This window comes from Paenibacillus sp. AR247, assembly GCF_002968895.1.
Lineage (GTDB): Bacteria > Bacillota > Bacilli > Paenibacillales > Paenibacillaceae > Paenibacillus_AQ > Paenibacillus_AQ favisporus.
Genome location: NZ_PCZT01000009.1, coordinates 1,268,853 through 1,280,393 on the forward strand (window position 1 = coordinate 1,268,853; position 11,541 = coordinate 1,280,393).

The following is an 11,541-nucleotide window of genomic DNA, read 5'->3' on the forward strand; positions in this document are numbered from 1 at the left end:
TGATAGATGATGCGGTTTACGATTCCGTCGTCCTCCAGCTCACGAAGCTGCTGGGTCAGCATTTTCTGAGTGATGGACGGCATCAGCCGCCGCAGATCGCTTGTCCGCTTCTTTCCGTGCGTCAAGTGGCACAAAATCACGCACTTCCATTTGCCGCCGATCACTTCCAGTGTTGCTTCTACCGAAATGTTGTATTTCTTTTTTTCCATCCAAGACCCTCCTCAACATCTATGGGCACTTTTTGGTGCCTATCGTACTAAAAAGTACGTACTGTTCAAATTTACTTCACGGGTACATAATAACATTCACCGGCCGGTAATGACTACCCTGTAGCTTGATCGCAGCATCAAATAGATAGAACAACATATATAGGAGTGAGATAATACCATGTCTTTGGATAAAAAACGCGCAACCTTTGCCTTATTAGCTTTAGCCATCAGCGCGTTCGCGATTGGTACCACTGAATTTATCAGTGTGGGGCTGCTTCCCCTGATCGCCAATGACCTGCACATTTCGGTAACCCTTGCCGGGTTGACCGTTACGTTATATGCGCTCGGTGTCACCTTTGGAGCGCCGATTCTAACCTCTTTAACGTCAGGTGTGCCGCGCAAAATTCTGCTTATCGGCATCATGCTGGTATTCATTGTCGGCAACAGTCTGGCGGCCGCATCCACCGGGATCGGTCTGCTGCTTACGGCGCGCATCATTTCGGCCTTGTCCCACGGCGTGTTTATGTCGATCGGGTCGACGATTGCCGCCGATCTCGTCGCGGAAAACCGCAGGGCCAGCGCCATTTCCATCATGTTCTCCGGACTGACGGTGGCGACCGTCACCGGGGTGCCGCTGGGAACATTCATTGGTCAGCAGCTCGGCTGGAGAGCCGCGTTTGTGGCCATCGTGATCGTCGGCGTTATCGCGCTGATTGCCAACCTGATCCTTGTACCGGGCAACCTGCGCAAAGGCGTCCGGACGCCAGTCCGCGATCAGGTCAAAATTGTGGCGAACGGCCGCCTGCTGCTTGCTTTTCTGATCACTGCGCTTGGCTATGGAGGAACCTTTGTGGTGTTTACCTACCTGTCGCCGCTGCTGCATGATGTTACCGGCTTTAAAGAATCAACCGTCGCCCTGATACTGCTGCTCTACGGCATCGCCATTGCGATTGGTAATGTGATCGGAGGCAAAGCGGCCAACCGCAGGCCTTTATCCGCCTTATTGTATATGTTCCTGATCCAGGCGGTCATTTTGCTTCTTCTCACATTCACGGCTCCGTTTAAGGTCGCCGGGCTGATTACGATCTTCGGCATGGGGCTCCTTGCTTTCATGAACGTGCCTGGACTTCAGGTTTACGTCGTAATGCTGGCGGAACGGTTTGCGCCGAAGGCCGTCGACGTCGCTTCGTCCGTGAACATTGCTGCATTTAACGCCGGTATAGCGCTCGGCGCGTATTTGGGCGGAATCGTGACCGATCATCTCGGCTTGATTCATACCGCATGGATCGGCTCGATCATGGTTGCGGCAGCCGTTCTGCTCACCTGGTGGAGCCGCGCTCTCGAACGCAAGGATACGGCGCAATCGGTTAGTGACAACAACATGCTCAGTGCGCAATCCTGATGCTTTTTTAGCTATCGTATCTAATGCGGATAAGTTCTATACGGATCCGGTAATGATAAGCGAATGGGGTTTCGGAATTACGGCAGCATCACGAATTTATAACAAGAATAACAACATCTAGGAGGCAATTTATAATGACTCAACATGTACAAAGCAAAACCCGATTGAATAACGGCATCGAGATGCCCTGGCTGGGCCTGGGCGTCTTTAAAGTGGAGGAAGGCAGCGAGCTCGTCGAAGCCGTGAAAGCTGCTGTGAAGCACGGTTACCGGAGTATCGACACCGCTGCGGTCTATGCCAACGAAACGAGCGTTGGCCAGGGAATCCGCGAGGCGCTGGCCGACAACGGACTGAAGCGGGAAGACCTTTTTGTTACTTCGAAAGTGTGGAACGCAGACCTCGGTTACGATTCGACAATCGCCGCCTACGAGACAAGCCTGAATAAGCTGGGTCTCGACTATCTGGATCTGTACTTGATCCACTGGCCGGTTGCCGGTAAATATAAAGAGGCATGGAGAGCGATGGAGCAGCTGTACAAGGACGGCCGCGTCAAATCGATCGGCGTCAGCAACTTCCAAGTACACCACCTGGAAGATTTAATGAAGGATGCGGAAATCGTACCGGTCGTCAACCAGGTGGAATTCCATCCGATGCTGACCCAGAAAGAGCTTCGTGACTTCACGAAGCAGCACAACATTCAGCTGGAGGCGTGGTCTCCGCTGATGCAGGGCGAGCTGCTGAACCATCCGCTGTTGAAAGAACTCGCGGACAAATACGGCAAGTCCATCGCCCAGGTGATCCTCCGTTGGGACCTGCAGCATGAGGTCGTGACCATCCCTAAATCGACGAAAGAGCACCGTATCGTCGAAAATGCATCGCTGTTCGACTTTGAACTGTCCCAGGATGATATGGACCGGATCGACGGGCTCAACGAGAACCGCCGTGTAGGTCCCGACCCGGACAACTTCGATTTCTAATTTTGCTTTATCATTCGCCATACGAAAACGCCATTCCTCCGGATTCGGAAGGGTGGCGTTTTTTTCAATTCAATCGTTTTTGCACACAGTTAACCATATTCTGGCATTACACGCGGTCTCTAAGAATGTATCCTTGCTCCAGCTGTACCCACTTAAAACCTTCCAAACCATTGACCTCCGCTGCGGCCGGCATTTCCGAGCCCAGGAACAACACGTTCCGTTCTGCATCCCGTTCCCCTTCTGTCAGAGCGAATGCTCGAACTGAAGCAAACACCTGCTCCAATGTGGTATGAATGGCACTTAGCACGGGGTCCCGCTGCAGCTTGCCAGCTGCGTTCATGATCAGCATCCCGCCCGCCCTCAGCTTTTGCCGGGCCAGCGCAAAAAATTCCTCGGTCGTCAGATGATGTGGCGTCCCTTCGCGTGTAAACGCGTCTAAGATCACATAATCGAAGGAGCCGTCGGCCTGCTGCTCCAACAGGGCCCTTCCGTCTCCGATCTCGACATTGTTCCAGCCGTATTGAAAATAGCTTCTGCTCAGCTCCACGATATCCGCGTTGACCTCGGCCACGAGGCATTGATCTTCGCGAAATTGGCCGGCAATCGTTCCAATTCCGTGTCCGATCATAAAAATCCTGCCGTTTTCGGGCGTCCGCTTGCGAATCAGCCGGACAATTTCGCGCGGATACTCCAATACGATGCGGTCCGGATCCCGGAGGTCGATGGCACCTTGAACCGCGTTGTCTCCAAATTGAAGTACACGGAAGCGGCCCGTTTGACCAAACAGCTCATGCGCTTCGTAGACGACGATTTCCTGACTTCCGTTCGATTTTCTCGCCAATTCATACAATTCCGTCTTCTCCTTTCCTACCGAAAAGAAGGCCATCGTCTTCTCAGACAATGGCCTTCTTCCTGCAAATCGCGTCACGCTGATTAATCTTCAAGCTCCACGTTGTGGTACACATTCTGGACGTCCTCCAGATTTTCGAGCGCATCGATCATTTTCTCGAATGCCGGCTGGGACTCGGCCGGAAGCTCCACATAGTTCTGCGCGATCATGGAAACCTCGGCAACCGAAAATTCGGTTACGCCAGCGTTCTGGAAGGCTTCCTGCACGGCATGAAACTGCTCCGGATCGGCATATACGATGACGGAATCGTCTTCCTGGATGATGTCGCGAACGTCGACATCCGCTTCCATCAGCAGCTCCAAGACTTCTTCTTCCGTCTTATCTTCGACGCCGATGACTGCGGTGGAATCGAACATGTAGGCGACCGATCCGCTGACGCCAAGGTTGCCTCCGTTCTTGCTGAATGCAGCCCGGACCTCTGAAGCGGTGCGGTTGACGTTATTCGTCAAAGCATCCACGATCACCATGGATCCGTTCGGCCCGAAGCCTTCGTACCGCAGCTCGTCATAGGTCTCATCAGAGTTGCCTCTCGCCTTCTCCAGCGCGCGGTCAATGATGGCCTTCGGCACATTGTACGTCTTGGCGCGTTCCAGAACGACCTTCAGCGCCCGGTTGGATTCCGGATCCGGCTCGCCCTGCTTGGCGACGACATAAATTTCACGCCCGAAGCGGGCATATATACGACTAGTGTTTGCGTCTTTCGATGCTTTCTTCTCTTTAATGTTATTCCACTTACGACCCATACGATCCGCTCTCTTTCACTAATATCAGATTCTATCGTTCCTTGTAGAAGACGTGTTCTATTATATCGCAAAAACGGTCTATTGAACAAGCTTCTGCCTTACGAATCGCTCTTCTCCCGTGTCGGCAATGTTCTTGGTGGCACCCCTTCAAAGGTCAGCTTCACCGGCCTAATCCGGCCTTCGTGGTCAAACTCCATCCGGTCGATGCAGACTTCACGGTGATTCGCTGCGGTTTCGGTCAGCGGACGGCGGTGGTAAACGATGTACCACTCGTCTTCACCCGGAATCTGAATGACGCCGTGATGTCCCGCTCCCGTAGCCACCTCGGGATCCTGCTGCAGTATTTTGGCCTCCCGTACAAACGGCCCCAGCGGCGAATCCGAGACGGCGTACCCCACCGAATAATCCGGGCCTCCCCAACCGCCTTCGGCCCACATAAAGTAATACTTGCCTTCGCGCTTGATCATGCAGGGACCTTCCACGAAGTTCTCCGGCGTAATTTCCTTGTATACCTCCCCGTCTGAAAATGGAGCGATGCTGACCATGTCTTCGTTCAGCTTCACGACGTTGCAGTGCTTCCATCCCCCGTAATACAAATAAGCCTGACCGTCGTCATCGATAAAAACATGAGGGTCGATCGGCTGGGCGTCATGGTAAAACTGGTCGATCAGCGGCTTCCCCAGGGCATCCCGGAAAGGTCCTTCGGGCCGGTCAGCCACGGCAACACCGATGCCGCCCAGCTCCTCATTGCTCTGGATGTCGTTTGCCGCAAAATAATAATAGTAGCGTCCATTTCGCTCGATCGGGGAAGGGGCCCACATCGCCCGCCTTGCCCATGAAATGTCCTTCATCTCCAGAATCCGTTCAACCTTGGTCCAGTGAACCAGGTCATCGGAATAAAACGCATCGAAAAACGTCTGGTCATCGTAAGCTGCCGAGTATGTAGGATATACCCAGTACCGGCCCTCAAAAATTCGGGGTTCGGGATCGGCATACCATCCGGAAAAAATCGGGTTGCCTGAACGGCGGTCGTTACCTTTAAGATTCACAATGCTGCTCCTCTCCACAAGTGACTTGTCCTGTACATCATTTTACCAAACTATGGAACCGTTTTCCTAGAAAAAACGTCTATCGACGTAGCTTCAAAGAAGATAGACCGCTTCTAGAGGAGGTTTTTCTTGCGAGATCAGGATGCAGAAGCTCCGAAACTTATACTTTCTGATCTCTTAAGAAAAACGTCTATCGACGTACTTTCAATGAAGACAGACCGCGTTTAAAGGTGATTTTTCTTGCAATATCAGGAAGCCATGGCTATGGAGTTTATACTCTCTGATATTATCAAAAAAAGGTACAGGCTCGGCAGCCTGCACCTTCTTTTCTATATTATATCTGATGAATGGCTTACTGCTGCTGCACGGCACTTGGATCCATATACATAACTTCCCACAAATGGTTGTCGAGATCCTGGAAGCTCCAGCCGTACATAAATCCGTGATCCTGCTTGTCATTGGACGGCTTGCCGCCCGCTTCCAGTGCCTTGTTTACGATTTCGTCTACCTGCTCGCGGCTGTCGGCGGACACGCACACGATGACCTCGTTCGTTTTGGAGGCATCGGCGATTTCTTTATTGGTGAACGTTTGATAATACGGCTCAACCAGAAGCATGACATAAATATGATCACTGATTACCATGCAGGTTGCATTGTCATCCGTAAATTGAGGATTAAAGGCAAATCCGATTTTGGAGAAGAATTCGATCGAGTTTTTCAGGTTTTTAACCGGGAGATTCACGAAAATTTTGTCCAATTGCAGCGCCATTTAAAATTACCACCTTTTCTCGGAATATTCACGGTAACCTGAGCATGATCAGGCTCAACTTTCGCTCCGCCAAGCGGAGATTCCTGAGTCTAGTCTGCCTTCACAGATCGTGATACCGTTTGACTTAATTGCATTCTATCATGGAAATGACGCCTACATTTCTTATAAATTGCTATTATCGCTGATTTCTCGCAAAAAAATGAAAAAAATCCGCGATAAACGCGGATTTTGCTTTAACTTTCAGCCCCGGTCTCCCGCTTCATCGGGCTCCCGGCCCTTCGTGCCCCTCAGGCACCGCAGGCAGCGCTGACGCTCTTCTGCGCTGGAACCGGACGTTGACGAGCACAATGCTGGCAAGAACCAGAATAAGGCCGGCTACAAGATTTATCGTCACTTGCTCGTTCAGAAAAAGCACGCTCGAAAAGATCGAAACGATCGGAATCAGAAACGTAAACGAACCGATTTTGCTCGCTTCCCCTTCGCTGATCAGTTTAAAATAGACGAACCATCCTGCCGCGATAACGAAAACGGCGATAAACAGCGTATCCCAAATGAACGTCCCGTTCCACTGGATTTTCGACCAGTCTTCCATCCCCGAACCGGCCAGCAGCAAAATGACACCGCCGATCGTAATTTGCATCGCCGTCAGCCAGGTCGAGTCGACCTTGGGTCCGATCTTCTTGACATAGGCCGTGCCAAGCGCCCAGGAGAGGGCCGTGACCAGCGCCAAAATAATACCGACGGCGGAAACGTCCCCGGTAAACCCGCCCGCGCTCATGGTGGCGACGCCGGCAAAGCCGACGATCAGGCCAAGCATCTTCTGCTTCGTCATGGCCTCTCCCAGCCACAACCATGAGAACAGCCCAAGCAGCACGGGCTGGAGAAACACGATCGCCGAGAACAATCCGGCCGGCGTATACTGCAGTCCGATGGTTTGGACACCATAGTATATAACGATGCTGAGAAGCGCGGAGGTCAAATAGATCGGCCAGGCCTGACGCAGCCGCAATTGCTTCGCTTTAGGCAGAGCCACAAGCACGAGCAGCACACCGCCGATCAGTGCCCGCAAGCCGGCGAACAAGATTGGCGGCGCATAGTCCAGAGCTATTTTGGATAATGGCCAGTTGATTCCCCATACCAATATTAAAAAGATTAATAGAAACAATGTATTCTTCTGCATTCGCACGGAAGGTCACTCCTTGAATCATGGTCAATAACCATGATACAATACGTTGAACTATAAATAAAATGCATATTCCTCATAGGAGGTATAACATATCCGTTATGAATGAAACGCAGATCAGACTGTTCGTGGCCGTCGCTGAAACGGGAAGCTTTACGAAAGCGGGCCAGATGATGAATATGACCCAGCCGGCGGTCAGCCGCGCCATATCCAGCCTGGAGTCCGAGCTCGGAGTTACCCTCCTGAACCGCCATCCGCGAAACGGTGTCGTCCTGACCGATATCGGCAAACGGATCGTGGTCACTGGCAGGGAAATTTTGCTCCAATACGAAAAAATTTCGCAGGAGGTTGCCGCCGAGAAAGGACTGGAGACCGGCAGCATCCGTGTCGGAGCCTTTCCGGCCGCCGCATCCTTTTATTATCCGAAAATCGTCCGGGCCATCAACGACAAGTATCCGAACATTAATATTCAGATGTATGAAGGCACCGTGGAGGAAGTCCGGCATTGGCTCGATGAGCTGGTCGTGGATGTCGGCTTCCTCATTCCGCCGCTGAACGATCTGGACACAAGGCTGCTGCGGAACGAAGCACTTCACGTCGTTTTCCGTGACGATCACCCCTTCCGCAATTACAAGGAAATCCGGATTCAGGATCTCTCGGATGAGCCGATGCTGGTCTGCAAGGGTGGCTATGAGCTGCCGGTTATGGAGCTGTTCCGCGCCGGGGGAGCGAATCTGAACGTGAAGCATATTACGACCAACTATCCGACCGCCCTGAATATGATCAACGAAGGACTGGGCATCTGCATCATGTCGGAGCTGTCGCTGCAGAGCGTGCCTGAACACGTCATGAGCCGGGAGTTGACTCCTAGAGCGTACCGCAAGCTGCATCTTGCCGTTCCGTCCTTCAAGCAGGCATCCATTGCCGTCAGATTGTTTGTGGATACGGCATTCCGGCTGTTTCCGCCTGCAGCAGCCCATCCCGACGAGCAAACTTAGGCGGCGAGATGTCGCACGGCATCCACGCCTTCAAACCGACTTTCGTCTGACCTGCTGGGGTGAGGCGTGATGCACCTTTTTAAACATTTTGGAAAAATGCGAAAAATTGTAGTATCCGAGAGACTTGGCCACATCAGAAATCGGCATGCTGGACTCCCTGATCATCTCTTTGGCGGCCTCCATCCGCTCGCGAAGGATGTAATCCGTAATGGACTCTCCCGTTTCCCGCTTGAACAGACGGGATAGGTATGCCGGGTTCAAATGCACACAACAGGCGAGCTGCTCCCTTGTGATCGGTTCATGGAGATGCTCGGCAATGTAGCCTTGGACGCGTTGAATGACCGAAGGATGGCTTTCTTTCTCGGACATTACGGGGATAAGGCGTTGGGCGGCGAGGCAGGTCTTCAGATCCCGCTCTACATCCTCAAGCTTTCCCAGCTCCAGCAGCTGTATCCAATTCCGGAGCTTGGCAGCAGGCACCTGGCCGCTCTCCGGTTCGAACCCGGCCAGCCGGTACACCTCATTCGATTTGTTCAGATTGCCGTACTCCATCTCAAGCAGCTTTTGATAGGTTTCGCCAATTCCAAATAATGTCGACGGCTCCCCGATGTAACAGGATAAGGTGCAGTGAAAATAACGCCGGCAGGACTCCAGGTAGGCCATGCAGCGGTCATACAATGTATCTTCGAGTATTTCCCCATCTTCCGGACCGTACAAAATAACAACGTTGACCCCCTGCTTGGTTTGGATCACCTCACCGCGGCCGGGATCGAGCATCATCTCCTCCGCAGCTTTGCGGACGTTGTATTCCATCATTTCCTCATCACGGGTGCTGTACTCCCGCATCCACGATTCCACGCTGACCAGAACAGGCATAAAGGTCGTCCCCGATAAAGCAAGCAGCTCATGTTCCTGCAAAATTTTAAGCACGTTATCCGGTGTGCAATTGATGCGCCGGGTAAGGACGTCGTTCCAGAATTTCTCGGTGATCAGTCCTTTTCTCTTCTGCCAGGTTTCATTGTACCGTGCCCTCAGCTCCGTCATCTCCCGTTCCTGCCTGACAGACTCCAGCGCCCTGGCGATCGACGACTTCAGCACGTCGTACTCGATCGGCTTCAGCAGATAGTCAAATCCGTCGAGCTGAATCGCCCGCTGCATAAAATCAAAATGGGCGTGAGCCGTCAAAAATATCGTTTCGGTTTCCGGAGAAATGTCATTTACGCGCTCCAGCAGCTCAATTCCGGTTCCTTTCGGCATTTCGATATCACAGATCATCACGTCGATCGCCGTACGCTCGAACACTTTCAGCGCGTCCCTGAGATTATACGCCTCGTAAATCTCTGAAACCTGCAGCGCCTCCCAATCGACACCGCTCTTGATTCCCATAACGGCATACATCTCATCATCCACGATCAGCACTTTATACATCAGGTTCCCTCCAGTTCTGTTCAAGATTAGGAAGCGAACTCCTCCACTCTCCGGTGGGGAATCGTCAGCGTGACGACAGCGCCGCCCTCAGGAGCATTCCCAAAAGACAGTCCCGCATCGCTGCCAAAAAAATGCTTCAAGCGGTACAGGACGTTCGTAATGCCCAGATGCTCGTTGCTTCGACTCTCCATATATGCCCCTGTCCGCAGCAGCTGCAGCGTCTCTTCGTCAAACCCGGCGCCGTTGTCGGCAATGACGATCGTCAGCTCTCCCGTTCCTACATGATCGATGCGGATATCGATATGAAACGGATGGTCCATAAAATCAAAGCCGTGCTTCATCGCATTTTCGACAAACGGTTGAATGAGCAGCGGCGGAACCGCCGCCTGGGCAAGCTCCTCCGGCAAATGGTAGGCGTATGTCACCTGGTCCGGAAAGCGGACCTGCTGAATCCGGATATAGCTCTCCAAATGTTCCATCTCCTCCGCCATTGTCACCGCCACCTGGTTCGTCCGGGTCGCAAAGCGGAAATATTGAACGAGATTCAGACACATCAGCTGAATGACGCCGTAATTTTGTATTTGGGCCAAATTGTACACGATATTGATTGAGTTCAGCAGAAAATGGGGATTGATCTGAAGCTGCAGATGCTTCAGCTCCGCTTTGTGCGCCTTGATCTGCTCCTCGTACACGCTGATTTTCAGCTCTTGAATTTCGGAAGCCATATTGTTAAAGGTTTCATTGATGATCATAAATTCCTTCGATTTGGAAGGCTTCAGCCGGTAAGCCAGATTGCCGTTCTTGATGCTCCGCATACCACGGATCAAGCTGTTCATCGGCTTCAAGATGATATCGTTCAAGTAGATCAAGTAAATGATCAGGACGATGACCGCTAAGACGGAAATCATCAGGATCCCCCGTCTGAAGTGGTACAGATTCTGCAGCATCCGGGCTTCCGGAATAAAGGCGCCCAGGCTGAGTTCCGTACTCTGAATCGGGTGCTGGACCACGATATACCGTCTTCCTTCCGCCTTTACGGCCTGATAGGTATCGGTTGTATCTTCGACCGGCGGGATGTCCAGCTTGGGAGAATCGGGAGACGCCGAACTGGTGATCAGTTCGCCCGCTTCGTTCAGAAATCCGGCGTAGCCGTCTTCCCCGAGATGAACCAGATCGAGCGGGATCATCAAGTTTTTCAGCTTAACGAACGCCCCTAAATAGAAACCGTCACCCGCATCCACAAGCCGGATCAGGGCGTATTTGCCCTTGCTGTATGGAATCGCCTTCCACTGCATGAACACAGGGCTGTCCGGACGGGCATTTTTCACCACTTGCTGAATAGCCATTTGAATCGACTGCAGTTCGTCATAAGACTGCGTCTTGATCGGCGTATTGAACAAATCATGATTCTGCACCGAATAGATAAACTGAAGGTCCACGCTGTTATCGAACCGGTGATAGCGCGTAAGGCTGTTCAGGATCCGGGCCTTGGCCAGAACATATTCGTCTTCATCTTTCAGCAGCTGGGACAGCGCGGCAATGTTGGGATCCTCGACAGCGAAGTTGTACAAAAATTTGATCTCCTTGTTGAGCGCCGCCTCGATCTGGCTTGAATACAGGATGATCGAATTTTTGTTCGAATCGGCCACCTGTTCCCGGACCGTGTTCATCGCGTAGTAATTGTTATAGAGCAAAAGCAGGAAGAGTGGAAGCGTAATGGCAATGAAGCCGATCACTAATTTGCTGCGCAGCGAACGTTTGATATTCATAGCTCTGTCGGTCCTTTTTGTCAAAATAAAGTGTTTCAGGAAGGGGAATAGGGAATCCCCATCCCCGGTTTTAAACTATACCGGTTGGAGATTCCCTCGTAACT

The 11,541-nt window shown here is 52.1% G+C and carries 11 protein-coding genes; 3 read left to right on the forward strand and 8 right to left on the reverse strand.

The window, feature by feature from the left end; genetic code table 11:
- A partial coding sequence (locus CPT76_RS14025) for a winged helix-turn-helix transcriptional regulator (RefSeq protein WP_146116317.1) occupies window positions 1–209 on the reverse strand: 209 nt, incomplete at its 3' end.
- Between the two features lie 178 nt (window positions 210–387).
- Between CPT76_RS14025 and CPT76_RS14030 the strand changes: the two genes are divergently transcribed.
- Window positions 388–1,611: an MFS transporter gene (locus CPT76_RS14030; RefSeq protein ID WP_105443348.1), complete on the forward strand. Its 1,224-nt coding sequence runs from the start codon at window positions 388–390 to the stop codon at window positions 1,609–1,611.
- 134 nt (window positions 1,612–1,745) lie between these two features.
- Window positions 1,746–2,588, forward strand: coding sequence for an aldo/keto reductase (locus tag CPT76_RS14035; protein ID WP_105443349.1), 843 nt, complete (start codon window positions 1,746–1,748; stop codon window positions 2,586–2,588).
- Window positions 2,589–2,694: 106 nt separating this feature from the next.
- Here the strand turns inward: CPT76_RS14035 and CPT76_RS14040 are convergent, their stop codons facing one another.
- The 5 genes from CPT76_RS14040 to CPT76_RS14060 all read right to left on the reverse strand — a co-directional run bounded on the left by CPT76_RS14040 (window position 2,695) and on the right by CPT76_RS14060 (window position 7,239).
- Window positions 2,695–3,489, reverse strand: a complete 795-nt coding sequence (locus CPT76_RS14040; protein WP_258168432.1) for a spermidine synthase — start codon at window positions 3,487–3,489, stop codon at window positions 2,695–2,697.
- A gap of 32 nt (window positions 3,490–3,521) precedes the next feature.
- A complete protein-coding gene (locus CPT76_RS14045) occupies window positions 3,522–4,241 on the reverse strand; it encodes a YebC/PmpR family DNA-binding transcriptional regulator (protein WP_076167139.1) in 720 nt (239 codons plus the stop codon).
- 98 nt (window positions 4,242–4,339) lie between these two features.
- Window positions 4,340–5,290: a glycoside hydrolase family 43 protein gene (locus CPT76_RS14050; RefSeq protein WP_105443350.1), complete on the reverse strand. Its 951-nt coding sequence runs from the start codon at window positions 5,288–5,290 to the stop codon at window positions 4,340–4,342.
- A 352-nt stretch (window positions 5,291–5,642) separates the two neighbouring features.
- Window positions 5,643–6,059 carry a VOC family protein gene (locus tag CPT76_RS14055; RefSeq protein WP_089546898.1) on the reverse strand — a complete coding sequence of 139 codons (417 nt, stop codon included), beginning with the start codon at window positions 6,057–6,059 and terminating at the stop codon, window positions 5,643–5,645.
- A 259-nt stretch (window positions 6,060–6,318) separates the two neighbouring features.
- Window positions 6,319–7,239: a DMT family transporter gene (locus CPT76_RS14060; RefSeq protein ID WP_105443351.1), complete on the reverse strand. Its 921-nt coding sequence runs from the start codon at window positions 7,237–7,239 to the stop codon at window positions 6,319–6,321.
- 104 nt (window positions 7,240–7,343) lie between these two features.
- On the opposite strand from CPT76_RS14060, the gene CPT76_RS14065 reads away from it, so the two are divergent.
- The gene (locus tag CPT76_RS14065; RefSeq protein ID WP_105443352.1) at window positions 7,344–8,240 is read left to right on the forward strand and encodes a LysR family transcriptional regulator; all 897 of its coding nucleotides are present in this window, start codon (window positions 7,344–7,346) and stop codon (window positions 8,238–8,240) included.
- 30 nt (window positions 8,241–8,270) lie between these two features.
- On the opposite strand, the gene CPT76_RS14070 is transcribed toward CPT76_RS14065, so the two are convergent.
- The gene (locus tag CPT76_RS14070; protein ID WP_105443353.1) at window positions 8,271–9,668 is read right to left on the reverse strand and encodes a response regulator; all 1,398 of its coding nucleotides are present in this window, start codon (window positions 9,666–9,668) and stop codon (window positions 8,271–8,273) included.
- Between the two features lie 26 nt (window positions 9,669–9,694).
- Window positions 9,695–11,437: a sensor histidine kinase gene (locus tag CPT76_RS14075; protein ID WP_105443354.1), complete on the reverse strand. Its 1,743-nt coding sequence runs from the start codon at window positions 11,435–11,437 to the stop codon at window positions 9,695–9,697.
- Between the last annotated feature and the right edge of the window lie 104 nt (window positions 11,438–11,541).

Coding starts and splice junctions, on each gene's coding strand:
- CPT76_RS14065 (WP_105443352.1), top strand. CDS start 7,344: ATGAATGAAACGCAGATCAGACTGTTCGTGGCCGTCGCTGAAACGGGA.
- CPT76_RS14030 (WP_105443348.1), top strand. CDS start 388: ATGTCTTTGGATAAAAAACGCGCAACCTTTGCCTTATTAGCTTTAGCC.
- CPT76_RS14070 (WP_105443353.1), bottom strand. CDS start 9,668: ATGTATAAAGTGCTGATCGTGGATGATGAGATGTATGCCGTTATGGGA.
- CPT76_RS14035 (WP_105443349.1), top strand. CDS start 1,746: ATGACTCAACATGTACAAAGCAAAACCCGATTGAATAACGGCATCGAG.
- CPT76_RS14045 (WP_076167139.1), bottom strand. CDS start 4,241: ATGGGTCGTAAGTGGAATAACATTAAAGAGAAGAAAGCATCGAAAGAC.
- CPT76_RS14060 (WP_105443351.1), bottom strand. CDS start 7,239: ATGCAGAAGAATACATTGTTTCTATTAATCTTTTTAATATTGGTATGG.
- CPT76_RS14055 (WP_089546898.1), bottom strand. CDS start 6,059: ATGGCGCTGCAATTGGACAAAATTTTCGTGAATCTCCCGGTTAAAAAC.
- CPT76_RS14075 (WP_105443354.1), bottom strand. CDS start 11,437: ATGAATATCAAACGTTCGCTGCGCAGCAAATTAGTGATCGGCTTCATT.